Source organism: Streptomyces fungicidicus, assembly GCF_003665435.1.
Classification (GTDB): domain Bacteria; phylum Actinomycetota; class Actinomycetes; order Streptomycetales; family Streptomycetaceae; genus Streptomyces; species Streptomyces fungicidicus.
Genome location: NZ_CP023408.1, coordinates 526,959 through 541,777, shown reverse-complemented (window position 1 = coordinate 541,777; position 14,819 = coordinate 526,959). Strand labels below are relative to the sequence as shown.

The following is a 14,819-nucleotide window of genomic DNA, read 5'->3' as shown; positions in this document are numbered from 1 at the left end:
CGGGCCACGCCGGTCCGGGGCAGGTTGCTTCGTCGGCACGAATGGGGGACCGTGGCCGTCGGACCTGGTTTCTGCGACAGAGAGGGGGTGGGGTGCGCACGACGCGTGCCTCAGCTCGTGATTCCTTCCCCCGGCTCCCCCACCCACCCGGGCGACGCGCGGGTCGGTTCCGTTCCGACCTGGGACGACGCCCCCTGCCCCGTTCTGGTGCTCGACGCGCACGGCCGTGTCGTCGGCCGGAACCGGGCCGCCCGCCTGCTGGTGCCGGGCCTGCCCTCCGACGACGGTTCGTCGTGGGAGCCGCCCGGCTGGCTGTCGGACGCGCACCGGCGGCACACCGGCGGCACCGCGGAGGGCACGCCGTCCGGAACGATCGGTGACCGCGTCTTCGAGGCCCGTCCCACCCCCACGGCCGACGGCGTCGCCTGGTGGCTGGTCGACGACACGGACCGCCGCCTGGCCGAGGCGGCCCTGCTGCGCGCCCAGGACCGGACGGACACCGCCTCCCTGCTCTTCAGCACCCTGCTGTCGTCGCTGAACGTGCCGCGCTGCGCCGAGATAGCGGCCCGGATGGCCGCGGACCATCTCGCCGACGCCGCCGTGCTCGTCACCCCGCCCGTCGGCCGCGGGTACGCCGTGACCCACGCCCGGCGCGGCGAGCCGGTGGTCCAGGAGACCCGCCAGGTCGATCCGCACGGCGTCCCGGGGCTGGCCGAGGCCCTCCGCGGCTTCCCTCCGGTGCCGGCCCGCTGGATCAATCCCGACGACATCCCCGGCTGGGTCGTCCCGGACGGCTTCGCCGGGCCGGTCGGTTCCGTGATCGTCACCCCGCTGCCGGGTCACGGAGTGCCCGCGGGCGCGCTGATCCTGCTGCGGTCCGGCACCGAGCAGGCGTTCACCCCCGACGAGGAGAGGTTCGCCCGGCTCTTCGCGGCGCGCGCGGGCACCGCGCTGTCGGCGGCGCGCCTGTACAGCGAGCAGACCGCGATCACCGCCACCCTGATGCGGGACCTGCTGCCCCCCGCCCTGCACAGCGTGCACGGGGTGGAGTACGCGGGCCGCTACCGCGCCGCCGCCGACCACGAACGGGTCGGCGGGGACTTCTACGACGTCCACCCCGGCGCCGACGCCTCCGAGGAGACGTTCGTCGTACTGGGCGACGTGGCCGGCAAGGGCCTGGACGCCGCGGTGCTGACCGGCAAGATCCGCAACACGCTGCAGGCCCTGCTGCCGCTGGCCTCCGACCACCAGCAGGTCCTCAGCCTGCTCAACGGGGCCCTGCTCAACTCGCACCACGCGCGGTTCGCCACCCTGGTGCTGGCCTCGGTGAAGCGGCACGGCGACACCGTGCGGCTGCGTCTGACCAGCGCCGGGCACCTGCCGCCGCTCGTGGTCCGCGCGGACGGCACGGTGGAGGAGGTGGACACGCGGGGCACCCTCGTAGGAGCGCTGCCCACCACGCCGGGGCGGACGGCCGAGACCGAACTCGCTCCCGGGGAGACCTGTCTGCTCTACACCGACGGCATCACCGAGGCCCGCGGCGGGCCGCTGGGCGACGAACTGTTCGGGGAACACCGTCTGCGGAAGGCGCTGGCGGAGTGCGCGGGGATGCCGGGCGAGGCGATCGTCGAGCGGGTGCAGATGCTGGCCGCGCAGTGGCTGGGGTCCGGCCGCCACGACGACATGGCCGCCGTCGCCATCGGCGCGCCGCGAAGGGGCGCGCCGGGCGGCACGGGCGGGCGGAACGCCGTCGCGGGCCGGCCGGGGAGGTAACGCGTGAGCGAGACCCGTGCGCCGGACGACGGCCTGTGCGACGCGCTGTGGCGGGCGGTGCTCGACGGGGACGAACACCACGCCGTCGACCTGGTCCGTTCCGCTCTCGGCGCGGGCTGGGACGAGGAGAGCCTGCTGCTCGACGCGGTCGCGGCGGTGCAGGCACGGATCGGTGCCGAGTGGGCCGCCGACCGGATCACCGTCGCCCAGGAGCACGCCGCCACGGCGATCAACGAGCGGGTCATCACCGCCCTGGTGCCCCGTCCCGACACGCGTGGACCGTCCGAGCCGCGCCGCGGACGGGTGACGGTCAGCTGCGTCGACGGCGAGTGGCACGCGTTCCCGGCCCGCCTCGTCGCCGAGGTCCTGCGGCTGCGGGGGTGGCAGGTCGACTATCTGGGCGCCCAGACGCCCACGCCGTACCTGGTCGCCCATCAGCACCGGACCGACTCCGACGCCGTCCTGCTCTCCGGGTCCCTCCCCACCCAGCTTCCGACGGCGCACGCGGCCATCACCGCCTGCCGGTCCGTCGGGGTGCCGGTCCTGGCCGGGGGCCGGGCGTTCGGCCGGGACGGCAGGTACGCGCGGGCCCTCGGCGCCGACGCGTGGGCGGCGGACGCCCGCGGCGCCGCCGCCGTGCTGGAGGCGGGCCTGCCGAGGCCGACGGTGATCCGGCAGGCGGTCGACGACCTGCCGCATCTGGTCGACCAGGAGTACACCATGGTGGTCCAGTCGCGGCGGCGCCTGATCGGGCAGACGCTGACGGAGCTGGAGGGCCGTTTCCCGGCCACGTGCGGTGGCGACGAAGCGCGGCGGGAGCGCACTGCGGAGGACCTGGCCCACTTGGTCGACTTCCTGGCCACGGCCCTGTACATGGACGACGCGGCCGTCTTCACCGACTTCCTGGACTGGACGGCCGGGGTTCTGTCGGCCCGCGGTGTCCCGGCGCACTCGCTGGTCGCCGGCCTGGACATCCTGGCCGGACAGGTGCGCGACTTCCCCCGCGGTCTGCGCATGGTCCGTGACGGCGCGGCACACCTCGCCGGCCTGTCCGGCCCCCTCGTCCCCGGCACCGCCGCGTGAGCGGTGCCCGCCCACTGGTCCCATCCGCGCTGCGGATGACCCACCGTCACACCGGTGCGGCACGGGTCCCGCTGCGGCTGTACGACCGGCCCGGTGTCCTCGACCGGCGGCCGCGCCGGACCGGCGTGCCGGAGCATCTCAGCGCCCCGGCCGGGTGACCGGACGGGGCGCACGGCCGGGATCCCCTCATCGGGCGGATTCCGCGCCGGGCGACGGGCCGGTGCCGGGGCGGGCCGTGTGGTCGGGGTGGCCCGCGGTGCGGCGGGCCTCCTTCATCTCGGCCTCGTGGAGGTGGTCGCGGCCCTCCGCCAGTTCCTCCACGGCGGCCCGCTCGGTCTCCCGGAACGGCTGGTAGTACGTGGCGTCGTAGGCCTCGACGATCTGGAACGTCCAGTGCCCGGGGATCACGTTGCGGCCGAGCACCTGGGTCCGCACCGTCTCGGCCCACTCCGGATGCCCGGCCTCGCGCAGCAGTTCGACCGCCCGGTCGAGTTCGAGGTCTGCGGTGCCGGTGAGCTGGTGGAAGCTGTAGAGGTGGCCGCGGGCGCGCTCGGTCGTCTCCAGCGCCTTCGACAGCGACCCGAGCGCCTCCACGGTCTCGTCGCTGACGCCCTCGGGTCGCCGGTGGGCGGGGTCGGGGCCGTCGTCCTGTCCGGTCATCGTCTCTTCCCTCACCTGTGCTCGTCCTTCGCCCGTGGTCGATTGCTCCTGCTCACCGGTCGTCCGTCACCCGCCGCCCGAGGCCGGCCGGCTGCGGCCGGCGCGGTCGCGGCGGGCCAGCAGCCGCTGGGCGCCGGCCAGGCCCGGCGCGAGGGGCCGGCGCAGCGCGGCACGGGCGGCGTTGGCGCCCGGCGCCCCGTGCACCCCGCCGCCCGGATGGGCGCCGGCGGACGCCAGGTACAGCCCCCTCACGGGGGTCTCGGGCCGCCCGGTGCCGGGGACCGGGCGGAAGAACAGCTGCTGGTGCATGGCCGCGGTACCGCCGTTGATGGCGCCCCCGTACAGGTTCCGGTCGAGGGACTGGAGGGTGGGCGGGGCGAGGACGCGCCGGGCCCTGATCCGGCCGCGGAAGCCGGGCGCGAAGCGTTCCACCTGGCGTTCGACGCGGTCGGCCATGCGCTCCTGCTCCCCGGCGTCCCAGGCGCCGGTGAGCGACTCGGCGCCCGCGTCGCCGGCGACGTCGTGGGGCACATGGGTGTAGGCCCACGCGGACTCGGTGCCGCGGGGGGAGCGGGACGGGTCGGACGTCGTCATCTGGCCGAACAGGCAGAAGGGGCGGTCCGGGATGCTGCCGGCGGCCAGCTGGGCGGCGAAGCGGGTGAGCTCGTCGAGGCCGTCCGCGAGGTGGACTGTCCCGGCGCCCGCGGCCTGCCGGCACGCCCAGGGCACGGGGCCGTCCAGCGCCCAGTCGACCTTGAAGGTGGCGAAGTCCCACTGGAAGCGCCGCAGGTCGGACAGCACCTGGGCGGGTAGGTCCTCGGGTGCGAGGAGTTCGCCGTACAGGGCGGGCACGGCCACGTCCGCGAGGACGGCGCGGCCCGCCGCGACCGTCTCGCCGTCGGCCGTGCGGACCCCCGTCGCCCGGCCGTCGCGCACGACGACGCGGTCGACGTGCCTGCCGCAGGAGACCGTCCCGCCGAGCGACTCCAGGCGGCTCACCAGCGCCCGGACGAGTTCCCCCGCGCCGCCGGCCGGCACGGGGAAGCCGTAGGTCTGCGCGAGCATCGACATCAGCCAGCCGAAGCCGCCGCTGCCCGCGGCCTCCGGCGCCAGGTCGGCGTGGAGCGCGTTCCCCGCCAGCAGCAGCCCTCCCCCTTCGCCGCGGAACTCCTCCTCCCCCAGCCGGCGCACCGGCAGGACCAGGGTGCGTGCCATGCGCAGTCCGCCGGCGCCGCGCAGCCGGACGGCCAGCCGGGCCGCGGGCCGTACCGGCGGGAAGGGGGTGAACAGCGCGTCGAGGAGTGCCGGGCGGAGGTTCTCCCACACCTCGTGCAGCCGCCGCCAGGCGGCTCCGTCGCCGGGCGCGAAGGCGTCCAGGGAGTCGGCGGTGGCGTCGACACTGCGGTCGAGCACCGCGCACCTGCCGTCGGTCAGCGGGTGGGCGAGGACCTGCGGGGCGTGGCTCCAGCGCAGCCCGTGCTGCTCCAGGCGGAGGCCGGCGAGCACCGGGGAGGCGGCGGCGAGCGGGTAGAAGGAGCTGCAGAGGTCGCTGACGAAGTCCGGCTCGACACCCCGGTCGTGGCGTACCGCCCCGCCGGGCTCCGGCTGCTCCTCCAGCACCTCGACGCTCCAGCCGGCGTCGGCCAGCAGGTTCGCCGCGACCAGTCCGTTGGGGCCGGCCCCGATCACCACGGCGTCAGGCACGGGGGCCTCCCTCGTCGGGATGCGGTGACACCACCTGGCCGAGGGGGCGGCGCTGTTCCGCCTCGGCCGCCTCGGTCTCACAGATCTTCGCCAGCCGGGCGAGCATGGTGCGGTGGCGGATCTGGATCAGTGCCTCCACGGCCACGTTGTGCAACGTGCCGCCCGCTCCCCGCAAGGGGTGCTCGTCGACGAGGACCAGGCACTGGTCGCCCCAGGGGCGCAGCTCGATGGAGATGCGGGCGGTGCCGAGCGGGCCGGCCTTGGCCTCCAGCTCCAGCGCCTCGCCTGGTTCGCAGCGTCGGACGACGGTCTCGTTGGACAGGCTCACGGGGCCGAGGCGCACCTCGAAGCCGATCGCGGAGCCCAGCTCGGGCCAGTGGCCGCGCACCGGTCGCGACGACGCGGTTCCTACGACCCATTCGGCGTAACGGGTGCCGTCCGCGAGGACGGCCCATACGGACCGTGGGCTCGTACGGATCAGACGATGGCGAACCGCCACTTCGACCTCCCGTGTCCGAGGGTGACGCCAGTCAGCACTGAGTGCCCTCTCTGCGGCGCGTCAACCGACACGGCGGTGCCGTACCGGTTCGCGGGGTGCCGTCGCGCCCACCCGTGCCGCCCCGGGGGGTACCACCCAGGCCCTTCGGGCACTGGGGGAGACACGACTGCCCGCGGGAACGCAAGCGGGGTCAGGGGGCGGGGCGGGTCGGGGTGAGGGCCCAGCGGATGCCCGCGGTGACTGCGGTGCCCAGGGGGCGGACGCAGACGCCCTCGGCCGGGGGGATGCGGGGCAGCCACAGGGCACGGGAGGCCCACACGGGCAGCAGGGACACGGCGTTGGCGGCGAGCACGCCGTACGGCACCCGGGCGAGCAGCGGGACGGGCGGGTTGAGCAGCAGGAAGCGTGCGGTGCCGCGTGCCTCGGGGGTGGCGCGCAGCTCGCCCCGGTAGGCCTCCAGCCGTTCGGCGAGCCCTGCGCGGTCGACCGGCGGGTCGGGGACGCCGAGGGCGGTGGCGATGCGCGCCATGTCGGCGACGTACCCGTCGCAGCCCGCCGCGTCCAGGGGGTGGGCGCCGTAGCGCTGGTGGGCGCGCAGGAAGCAGTCGACCTCGGCGACGTGCACCCAGCACAGCAGCCGGGGGTCGGCCGCCCGGTACTCCTCGCCGTCGGGGGTGGTGCCGCGCACCGTCTCGTGGACGGCCCGCACCCGGTCGACGGCCCGCTGGGCGCTGTCGGCGGTGCCGTAGGTGGTGACGGCGAGGAAGGTGCTGGTCCGCTGGAGGCGTCCCCAGGGGTCGCCGCGGAACCCGGAGTGCCCGGCGACCGCGGCCATGGCCAGCGGGTGGAGCGACTGGAGGAGCAGCGCGGACAGCCCGCCGATGAACATCGAGGCGTCCCCGTGCACCGTCCTGACCGGCCGCTCGGGGCCGAACCAGCGCGGGCCGGGCGTGCCGTGGATGCGTGCCCGGTTGTCCGGGCCGTCCGGTCCCGCCACCCGGGAGAAGATCGCGTGGCCGATCCGGTCGCGCAGCGCCGAGCCGCCTTCGGTCAGCAGTCCCATGGTTCGCTCCGCCTCCTCACGCCCGCGACGACCGGTCGGCTTCCCCTGCTACGCGTGCCCCGCTCCCCCGCCCCGTATCCCCGGACGGCACCGAAGCCCTAAGGGACGTCGCCCCTCCAGTCGTACACCCGGCCGCCGGGGCCGCGGGGCATGTAGAGCGCGCGCCCGCCGGCGCCGTAGCGGCCTATCTCGGTGGGCAGGCCGACGCCGTGCCTCAGTTCCGTCTCGCCGTGGTCGGTGACGTCCAGCAGCAGACCGTCCAGCGGCCCGCCGGCCAGCTCCACGTACGTCCGCCCGTCGCGCGGGCCGGGGTCGTCGTGGTCCGCGCCGTAGACCCTGCCGCGCATGAACTCCAGTTCGTCCATACCGGGCAGCGTGACATCCCCCACTGACAATCGGTCCCGGCCGCGGCATGGAGGAGTGCCGCCGGGGCAGGCGTGCCACGATGGGCGCAGGGCCGACGGCGGCAACCAGGGAGGCGGCAGGTGGACTGGCGGGTCTTCGCGCAGCACATGGCTTCGATGGCCCGGGATCTCCTGGCCGAGCACACCCTCGACTCGACGCTGCGGCAGATCTCGAGTTCCGCGGTGGAACTGGTCGACGGCTGCGACGCCTCCGGGATCCTGGTGCTGCGCGGGGACCGGGTGAGTTCGCTGGCGCCCACCGAGCAGCTGGTGACCGACAGCGACCGCCTCCAGGAGCAGCTGAAGGAGGGCCCCTGCTTCGACGCCGCGCGGCCCGACCGCGCCGAACGGGTCTTCCGCATCCCCGACTTCACGGAGGACCCCGGCCGCTGGACGTCCTTCGTGCCCCGCTGCCGGGAACTCGGGGTGGGCAGCATGATGGGCTTCCTGCTGTACACGCGGGAGGAGGAGCTGGGGGCCCTCAACATGTACTCCCGCAAGCCGGGGATGTTCACCGAGGACAGCGAGACCGCGGGCTGGCTGCTGGCCTCCCACGCCGCGGTCGCCTTCTCCACCGCCAAGACGGACGCCCAGCTGCAGGAGGCCATCGCCACGCGGCATCTGATCGGCGAGGCGATGGGCATCCTGATGGGCCGGCACCAGGTGACGGAGGATCATGCCTTCGACATCCTGCGCACCCGGTCCCAGCGCACCAACACCAAGCTGCGTGACGTGGCGCGCCGGGTCGTCGAGACGGGCACGGTGGAGCAGTGACCGACGCCCGGGGCCGCACTCAGCGGCTGCCGGTCCAGTTGTGGGCGACGTCGATCACGAGGTGTCCCTCGAGCCGCAGCACCCGGAACGGGAGCCGCGACCGCACGCCGAGCCCGATCTGGGTCTCGCCCTCGAAGCTGCCGGCGTAGCGCGCGTCCCGGAACGTGCGGTACCCGGTGAGGTTCACGCCCGGCAGAAGGCTTCCGGCACGGGCCGGGTAGGTGGGCTCGCCGGTCTCGGGGTCGTAGGCGGGCGCGGCCACCCGCACCTCCAGGACGGCTCCGCCGGCGACGGGGATGTGCCGGCCCGATCCGTCCTGGAGGAGCCGGTCGACGTACCGGACGGAGTAGCCGAGGTCGGCGCCCGGGGCGCCGGGCACGTCGACGACCATCCGGTCGTAGCAGGCGTGCCGCCCGGTCCTGACGTTCCGCACCGGCGTGGCCGTGCTGTCGGTGGAGTCGGCCTCGGGCAGACTGCCCCAGCCGGTCGGGCACGCCGTGGCCCGGGGCGCCGCCGCGGGGGCGGCGACGGCCGGGACGGTCGCCGTCGCCAGCGTGGCGCCGACGAGTGCGAGGGTCGCGCAGACGGCGCGCGTGCGAATCGTTCCTCTTTGAAGCATTTTCGGCCCCCTGGGCTCGCATCCTTCTGGTATCGGGTGAGACGACCGGGATGACCGGAAGGTTGCGGCCCCGCCGCGCCGGACCTTCCGGCATGGCACATCCTGGTGGGAACGGACGGAAGTCACGTGCGTCCGCACCGGGAGGGCGCGACATGGACGACACTGCCGCCGCCGGACCGCGCGGGGAGCGGCCCGGCGGCGCGCCCGGCCGCGGCGACGGGCGGAGCGGCGAGGAACTGCGGACCGTGCACCCGGCCGCCCGGATCGAGGACGCGCTGGCGGGGCCGGTGGTCGCGGCGGTCCAGGGCATCGGCGGGTACGGCGGGCTGGTGTACCTGCGCTCGCGGGACCGCCGCTCGCTGGTGCTGTGCGTGGTGGCCGGAGTCCCCCGGTCGCTGCTGATGTCCTGGTGGCGGGTGCCGGTGGGCGGCACGCTGCCGATGTCCGAGGCGTATCGCAGGAGCGAGAGCCTGTGGCTGCCGGACGAGCGGGCCACGATGCTGCGCTTCCCGCAGTTCACCGCGGCGCTGCCGTACTCGTTCAGCTCCGCCTTCCACCCGGTGCACGTCGGCGGCGAACCCGTGGGCGTCATCTCCGTGCTGCGGTCGGCCGCCCGGGAGCCGATCGGCGAGCGGGAGGTGCGGGCGGCGCTGCGCGACGCCGGGCGGGACATGGAGGAGCGGCTCACCGAGTTCGCCCGTCGGGTGCCCGGCAGGGAGGGCCCGGACGCCGTCGCGTACGGCATCGACTACGACGACCAGCCGGTCAGTGTGCGGCTTCCCACGCCGCCCTCCCGGTCCGTGTCGGTCGGCATGATCGAGTGGGACCTGGACACCGACCGGTGGTCCGGGGACGACGACGCGCTGTCCCTCCTGGGCGTCACCCGGACGGAGTTCGGCGGCACCATGGCGGAGGTCGAGCACCGGGTGAGCCCCGACGACCTGTACGAGCTGCGGGCGAGCCGGCGGGACGCGGCGGAGACCGGGCAGGTCAGGTCCCGGCACTTCAGGGTGCTGGACGAGCCCGGCACCGACGGGCACATCCGCTACCGGCCGGTCGAACTGTGGGGGCACGTCGTACGGACGGAGGGCGCGACCCGGCTCCTGGTGGGCGCCCTCGTCGACGCGGCCGTCGGAATCGTCGCCGCCGAGGCCGCCGAGCGGCTGCCCGACGGCGTGTTCTCGCTGGACCAGGACGGCCGGGTCGTCTACGCCAACCGGCGCTGCCAGCAACTGCTCGACTGCGACCTGGAACGGATGCTGGGCCACTACCCGTGGGACGCGCTCGCCTGGCTGCGCGATCCGGCGTACGAGGACCGCTACCGGGCGGCGATGCTGTCGCAGGAGCCGGTGTCGTACCTGGTGCACACCCCGGGGGGAGGCTGGCTGGGGTTCGTGCTCTATCCCGGGGTGCACGGGCTGACCGGCCGCGTCTTCCGCACCGGCGCTCCCGCCGGGACCGAGCAGGGCCCCGGCCAGACGCCGGCGGGCGGGGCCGCGTCCGCCGAGCCGGTCGCCCCGGCCCGCGCGGGAGCCCTCTACCACGTCGTGCAGATGGCCAGCGTGCTGACCGAGGCCGTGACCGTCAGGGACGTCTGCCATGCCGTCGCCGAGCAGCTGCTGCCCGCCTTCGGCGCGCGGGAGATCGCCCTGTACACGGTCCGCGACAACCGGATGTACCTGCTGTGGGAGTCCGGCTATCCGGAGCACTTCCTCGACAGCTTCGAGGGGGTCCCGCTCAACGCCAACCTGCCCGGCGTGCACGCCCTGACCACCCGGCTCCCGCTCTTCTTCGAGTCGCCGGAGGCTCTGGTCAACGCCTATCCCAATCTCCTCCTGGACCCGATGAACGCCTGGGCGTTCCTGCCGCTGATCGCCTCCGGCCATCCGGTCGGCTCCTGCATCCTCGGCTGGACGGAGCCGCACCGGTTCACCTCCGAGGAGCGCACCGCGCTGACCGCGCTGGGCGGTCTGACCGCGCAGGCGATGGAGCGGGCCCGGCTCTACGACGCGGAGTCCGCCGTGGCGCGCGGCCTGCAGGAGGGCCTGCTGCCGCACCGGCTGCCCGCCCTCGACAGGATGGTCACCACCGGCCGCTACCTGCCCGGCACCCAGGGCATGCAGATCGGCGGCGACTGGTACGACGTGATCAGGACGGAGAACGGGGCGGCGCTGGTCATCGGCGACGTCGAGGGGCACAGCGTCGGCGCCGCGGCGGTGATGGGGCAGCTGCGCAGCGCGGTGCACGCCTTCGCCGCCAGCGGCCGGCCGCCGCAGGAGGTCATCACCCACACCAACCGGCTGCTGGCCGAGCTGGAGACGGACCTCTTCGCCACCTGCTGCTACATCGACCTCGAAGCGGCCACCGGCCGCGCGCGGGCGGTACGGGCCGGCCATCCCCCGCCGCTGCTGCGCCACCCGGACGGGCACACGGAGAGCCTGGACCTGCCCGGCGGCGTGCTGCTCGGGGTGCAGCCGGACGCCGTCTACCCGGTGACGACGCTGACCCTGGCGCCCGGCAGCCTCCTCGCGCTGTACACGGACGGGCTGGTGGAGACGCCCGGCGGCGACATCGGGACGGGCATCGAGGTGGTACGCCGCACTCTGGCCCGCAGCCGCACCGACTCGGTCGAGGAACTCGCCGACCAGCTGGTCAGAACGGCACGCCGCACCGAGGACCGCCCGGACGACGTGGCGCTGCTCCTCGCGGCGTACGACTGGCGGCGCGGCCGCTGACCCGCGGCCGCGCACACGGTCCTACCGCCAGGATTGGTCCCCGATGACGGGGCTGAAGTGGACCCCTTGGCGGACCGCCGGGGCTTCTAGCGTCGGTGCCATGAACGCCGCCACCACGCGCGGGGCCCTGCTCGCCGCGCTCGCCTGTGTCCTCGTCGGAGGGTCCTTCACCGCCAACAGCCTCCTCGGCGACTACCCGTACGCGGGCGGTCAGTTCCTGCGGTACGGGCTGGCCTGTCTGCTGCTGTTCCCCCTCGCGGGCAGGGGCGCGGCCGCCGCCCTGCGGGCGCTCCCGCCCCGTCTGTGGGGCCGGCTGGCGCTGCTCGCCGCGGTCGGCATGGTCGGGTTCAACCTGGCCGTGCTGGCCGCGGAACGGACCGCGGAACCGGCGGTGCCTGGCGTCCTCGTGGGCTGCGCACCGGTCGTCGTCGCCGTCCTCGTCCCCCTGCTGGACGGCCGCCGGCCGAGACGGCAGGTCCTGTACGGGGCGTCGGCGGTGGCCGTCGGCGCCTTCACCGTGCAGGGCTGGGGGCGTACGGACGGGGCGGGGCTCGCCTTCTCGCTGTGCGCGCTGGTCGGGGAGGTCGGTTTCGCCGTACTGGCCGTGCCCGTGCTGCGGCCCCTGGGCCCCCGGCTGCTCTCCGCCACGGTGTGCGCGGTCGCCGCGGCGCAGTCGGCGGCGGCCGGGCTGCTGGCCGACGGGACGGCGTGGCTGCGCCGCCCGGACGGCGTGGAGGCGACGGCGCTGCTGTGGCAGGCGGTCGTGGTCACCGTCGTCGGGTTCGTGTGCTGGTACATGGGCATGCAGCGGATCGGCGCCGAGCGGGCCACCCTGTTCTCCGGTCTGATCCCGGTGGCGGCCGCGTGCACCGCGCCGCTCGTCGGCACCGGCTCCTACGGCGCGGCGCAGGCCGTGGGCAGCGTCCTGGTCGGGGCCGGGGTCGCCCTGGGCTCCGGGGCTCTGGGGACGGCCCTACGACCGCGCCGGCGCCGCGCGCTGCCGGAGCCGCCGCCCGGACCGGGATGCCGGGATGATCTCCTGCCTCTCTGATGGGGAGGAAGAGCCGGGAAGCGCCCGGCCGGGCAGACGCCACCGTCGTGCGGCTGCTGCCGGTGCCCGCCGTGATGACGCTGCTCGGGGCGCGGGCCTGGTGGACGCCGCGACGGCTGGACAGGATCCTGCCGCAGAGCGACGCCGAGGGCTGGGGGAACGCGAGGCGGCAGGCCCCCTGAGGGGTCCTGCCGCCGTTCACCTCACGCGGGGGCCGCCCTGCCGCACAGGGGTCAGGCGCCCCGCCGCACGCTCCGCAGCACGAAGAACCCGAAGATCACCAGCACTCCGCCCAGCGCGGCCGGCCAGAGCTGCGCCCCGGTCTCGGCCAGACTGCCGGACCCTCCCTGCGCCTGGGTCTGCTCCTCCGCCTCGAGTTCGGGGAGGCTGCCGGGCACATCGGCGGCCTGAGCCGCCTGGCCGCCGCCGTCCTTGCCGCCCTCGTCGCCGCCCCCGTCTCCGGCGCCGGCGTCCTTGCCGTCACCGGCCGGGGAGGAGATCTTGACGTCGGGCTTCCCGGACGGGGTGGCGCCGTCGTCCGCGGGCTCCTCGGTGGCCGGGGCCTCGGTGGCCGGGGCCTCCGACGGCTGCTCCTGTCCGCCGTCGCCCTTCCCGCCGCCGTCGCCACGGCCCGGGTCGTCGGGCGTGGCCGTGGGCTCCTCCGGCTGCTGCGGCTCCTCCGGCTGCTGGGGCTCCTCGCCCGGTTCGCCGCCGTTGCCGCCGTCACCGTTGCCGTTGCCGTCGCCGCCGTCACCGGCGCCGCAGGTGCGGCCCTCGTTGATGCAGTCGACCATCTCGTTCATCAGGTCCTCGTCGAAGATGTTGATGAAGTCGCCGTGGTCCGTGATCGGCTTGTGCAGCTGCTCGGGGAAGGAGTCCACCGCGAACAGCGGGGTGGTCTTCCCGCCGTCGTCCAGGCTGGGCGCGTCGACGTCGTAGACGATGCGCTGGACCAGCTGCGGCACGGGCCGGAAGCCAGACGGGCAGTTGCCCGCCGCGTCCGTGAACGCCATGTGCGTACGGTGGTTGGCGCTGTCGGTGTTGCGGCCGTCCCAGCAGCTCTGGAAGTCGAACGTGCGCACCACGTCACTGCCCTGCGGGCACAGCGGGTACTTGTCCTCGAGCTGCCGGTCCTCGAAGCCGGTGCAGCTCCAGGACGCGTTGGCGTTGGCGGGGCCGTTGACGAACGACTTGGCGTCACCGGTGATGATGCGCAGCAGCCGGGGCATGGCCGTGACCTCGCCCCGCGGGTTGCCGGCGAAGGTCAGCGTGACCGCCTTGGGCGTGACGATCTCACCGGCGTTGCCCTCGATGCCGCCGCCCGGGGAGTCGGCGTCCCGTTCCTGGGTGCCGTTCTGCAGCCGCAGCACCGGCCAGTAGTACGACGACTTGTCACCCTGGTCCGCGCAGCTGGTCTCCGCCCGCGCCAGTTCCTCGTCGCTGGAGAAGGCGTTGGTGGACTGGTTGCCGATGTAGTCGTGGAAGTGGTGGGCGCCGTTGCCGACGCCCGGGGCGGCGATCACGTTGTCCGAGTTGAACAGACCGTTCTCGTTGCCGCCGCACTCGCTGGTGAAGGTGCCTCGGGAGGCGTCCTTCGACTGCTCCGGCTCGGCGACGTCGGGCTGGACGCTCTTGATGTCGACGTAGTCGCCGGCGACGGGTCCGTTGCCGGCCTGGCCGCCGTTGCCGCCCTGCTCCTGGCCCTGTTCCTGCTGTTCCTGCTGGTCCTGGCCGTCGCCCCCGGCGCCCGTCTGCTCGCCCGCGTCGCCGGCGTCCTCACCGCCGTCGCTCCCCTGGCCGGCGTCCGGCTGCGCGGGGGCGTTGCCGGACTCGCGCACGGCGCAGGCGGCGAGTTCCTCCAGGCCCTCGGGCCGGTCGCCCACCCGGTCGATGGCGGTCGCGATGCGGGCGAGGGCCGCGGAACGCTTCTCCCGGAGCGGCTTGGCTATCGTGTTCTCCGCGAACCCGGGGTCCTGGCGGAGTGCGTCGGCCGACTCCCCCAGCCGCTTGTAGGCGTCGGCGATCTGCGCGTCCAGCCCGGCGAGTTCCCTGTCGACCTCCGCCCGCGCCTCCCCGGGCACGTCGGTCAGCTCGGTGGCCACGTCCGGACAGTCGATCGTCGCGCCCGCGAGGACCCGTGCCCGGCCGTCGCCCGCCCCCGCGTCCTCGGTCGCGGACGCGTAGACGTTGGCCGCCATCATGCCGCCTCCGCCGAGGATCAGGGCGAACGCGGCAAGGGTCGCGCGCTGTTTGGGGCGTCTGCGTGTGTTGCGTGCCAAGGCGGTACTCCTACGCTTCTGTTGCGGGGGGTGGGCAGAGGATTCCCACGCCCCATACGCAGGCGGCGCACAGCGTGTTCAAGCGACTCGCGATTTCTTCGCGGAATCTCAGAAACCGCGGCCTCCGCACCCGCCGGTCCCCGCCGGGCCTCGCGGTCCGGCGGGGACATGGGGA

General features: G+C 74.9%; 14 protein-coding genes. 7 read left to right on the top strand and 7 right to left on the bottom strand.

Going from position 1 to position 14,819, the window contains the following annotated elements; genetic code table 11:
- Nucleotides 1-105: 105 nt before the first annotated feature.
- From CNQ36_RS32720 to CNQ36_RS35660, 3 genes are read left to right on the top strand one after another with little or no spacing between them, the layout of a single operon-like run.
- Nucleotides 106-1,773, top strand: coding sequence for a PP2C family protein-serine/threonine phosphatase (locus CNQ36_RS32720; protein ID WP_254895726.1), 1,668 nt, complete (start codon nucleotides 106-108; stop codon nucleotides 1,771-1,773).
- 3 nt (nucleotides 1,774-1,776) lie between these two features.
- Nucleotides 1,777-2,856 carry a cobalamin B12-binding domain-containing protein gene (locus tag CNQ36_RS32715; protein WP_121549311.1) on the top strand — a complete coding sequence of 360 codons (1,080 nt, stop codon included), beginning with the start codon at nucleotides 1,777-1,779 and terminating at the stop codon, nucleotides 2,854-2,856.
- A 35-nt stretch (nucleotides 2,857-2,891) separates the two neighbouring features.
- On the top strand, nucleotides 2,892-3,014 hold the full coding sequence (locus CNQ36_RS35660; RefSeq protein ID WP_276315081.1) for a hypothetical protein: 123 nt from the start codon (nucleotides 2,892-2,894) through the stop codon (nucleotides 3,012-3,014).
- A 28-nt stretch (nucleotides 3,015-3,042) separates the two neighbouring features.
- Here the strand turns inward: CNQ36_RS35660 and CNQ36_RS32710 are convergent, their stop codons facing one another.
- The 5 genes from CNQ36_RS32710 to CNQ36_RS32690 all read right to left on the bottom strand — a co-directional run bounded on the left by CNQ36_RS32710 (nucleotide 3,043) and on the right by CNQ36_RS32690 (nucleotide 7,147).
- On the bottom strand, nucleotides 3,043-3,516 hold the full coding sequence (locus tag CNQ36_RS32710) for a hypothetical protein (RefSeq protein ID WP_121549309.1): 474 nt from the start codon (nucleotides 3,514-3,516) through the stop codon (nucleotides 3,043-3,045).
- Nucleotides 3,517-3,582: 66 nt separating this feature from the next.
- Nucleotides 3,583-5,220, bottom strand: a complete 1,638-nt coding sequence (locus tag CNQ36_RS32705) for a phytoene desaturase family protein (protein WP_121549307.1) — start codon at nucleotides 5,218-5,220, stop codon at nucleotides 3,583-3,585.
- A complete protein-coding gene (locus CNQ36_RS32700; protein ID WP_121549300.1) occupies nucleotides 5,213-5,719 on the bottom strand; it encodes an SRPBCC family protein in 507 nt (168 codons plus the stop codon). Before CNQ36_RS32700 ends, CNQ36_RS32705 begins: the two co-directional genes overlap by 8 nt.
- 190 nt (nucleotides 5,720-5,909) lie before the next feature.
- The gene (locus tag CNQ36_RS32695) at nucleotides 5,910-6,782 is read right to left on the bottom strand and encodes an oxygenase MpaB family protein (RefSeq protein WP_121549298.1); all 873 of its coding nucleotides are present in this window, start codon (nucleotides 6,780-6,782) and stop codon (nucleotides 5,910-5,912) included.
- 98 nt (nucleotides 6,783-6,880) lie between these two features.
- A complete protein-coding gene (locus tag CNQ36_RS32690) occupies nucleotides 6,881-7,147 on the bottom strand; it encodes a hypothetical protein (protein WP_040905365.1) in 267 nt (88 codons plus the stop codon).
- 120 nt (nucleotides 7,148-7,267) lie between these two features.
- On the opposite strand from CNQ36_RS32690, the gene CNQ36_RS32685 reads away from it, so the two are divergent.
- On the top strand, nucleotides 7,268-7,960 hold the full coding sequence (locus CNQ36_RS32685; RefSeq protein ID WP_121549296.1) for a GAF and ANTAR domain-containing protein: 693 nt from the start codon (nucleotides 7,268-7,270) through the stop codon (nucleotides 7,958-7,960).
- 19 nt (nucleotides 7,961-7,979) lie between these two features.
- On the opposite strand, the gene CNQ36_RS32680 is transcribed toward CNQ36_RS32685, so the two are convergent.
- Entirely contained in the window at nucleotides 7,980-8,579 is a 600-nt protein-coding gene (locus CNQ36_RS32680; RefSeq protein ID WP_121549294.1) for an AMIN-like domain-containing (lipo)protein, read from the bottom strand.
- Between the two features lie 152 nt (nucleotides 8,580-8,731).
- On the opposite strand from CNQ36_RS32680, the gene CNQ36_RS32675 reads away from it, so the two are divergent.
- The 3 genes from CNQ36_RS32675 (at nucleotide 8,732) to CNQ36_RS32665 (ending at nucleotide 12,547) form a co-directional block, all read left to right on the top strand.
- Nucleotides 8,732-11,314, top strand: a complete 2,583-nt coding sequence (locus tag CNQ36_RS32675; RefSeq protein ID WP_240659504.1) for a SpoIIE family protein phosphatase — start codon at nucleotides 8,732-8,734, stop codon at nucleotides 11,312-11,314.
- Between the two features lie 100 nt (nucleotides 11,315-11,414).
- Nucleotides 11,415-12,365, top strand: a complete 951-nt coding sequence (locus CNQ36_RS32670; RefSeq protein ID WP_240659502.1) for an EamA family transporter — start codon at nucleotides 11,415-11,417, stop codon at nucleotides 12,363-12,365.
- Complete coding sequence (locus CNQ36_RS32665) at nucleotides 12,365-12,547, top strand: hypothetical protein (protein WP_121549290.1); 183 nt, start codon at nucleotides 12,365-12,367, stop codon at nucleotides 12,545-12,547. Before CNQ36_RS32670 ends, CNQ36_RS32665 begins: the two co-directional genes overlap by 1 nt.
- Nucleotides 12,548-12,598: 51 nt before the next feature.
- On the opposite strand, the gene CNQ36_RS32660 is transcribed toward CNQ36_RS32665, so the two are convergent.
- Nucleotides 12,599-14,566 (bottom strand): DUF1996 domain-containing protein, encoded by a 1,968-nt coding sequence (locus CNQ36_RS32660; RefSeq protein ID WP_121549288.1) that lies wholly within the window; start codon nucleotides 14,564-14,566, stop codon nucleotides 12,599-12,601.
- Nucleotides 14,567-14,819: the final 253 nt, after the last annotated feature.

What these genes read in the sequence shown, in the direction of transcription:
- CNQ36_RS35660 (WP_276315081.1), top strand. Translation starts at nt 2,892, where the DNA reads ATGACCCACCGTCACACCGGTGCGGCACGGGTCCCGCTGCGGCTGTAC.
- CNQ36_RS32710 (WP_121549309.1), bottom strand. Translation starts at nt 3,516, where the DNA reads ATGACCGGACAGGACGACGGCCCCGACCCCGCCCACCGGCGACCCGAG.
- CNQ36_RS32695 (WP_121549298.1), bottom strand. Translation starts at nt 6,782, where the DNA reads ATGGGACTGCTGACCGAAGGCGGCTCGGCGCTGCGCGACCGGATCGGC.
- CNQ36_RS32690 (WP_040905365.1), bottom strand. Translation starts at nt 7,147, where the DNA reads ATGGACGAACTGGAGTTCATGCGCGGCAGGGTCTACGGCGCGGACCAC.
- CNQ36_RS32680 (WP_121549294.1), bottom strand. Translation starts at nt 8,579, where the DNA reads ATGCTTCAAAGAGGAACGATTCGCACGCGCGCCGTCTGCGCGACCCTC.
- CNQ36_RS32675 (WP_240659504.1), top strand. Translation starts at nt 8,732, where the DNA reads ATGGACGACACTGCCGCCGCCGGACCGCGCGGGGAGCGGCCCGGCGGC.
- CNQ36_RS32670 (WP_240659502.1), top strand. Translation starts at nt 11,415, where the DNA reads ATGAACGCCGCCACCACGCGCGGGGCCCTGCTCGCCGCGCTCGCCTGT.
- CNQ36_RS32665 (WP_121549290.1), top strand. Translation starts at nt 12,365, where the DNA reads ATGGGGAGGAAGAGCCGGGAAGCGCCCGGCCGGGCAGACGCCACCGTC.
- CNQ36_RS32660 (WP_121549288.1), bottom strand. Translation starts at nt 14,566, where the DNA reads ATGATGGCGGCCAACGTCTACGCGTCCGCGACCGAGGACGCGGGGGCG.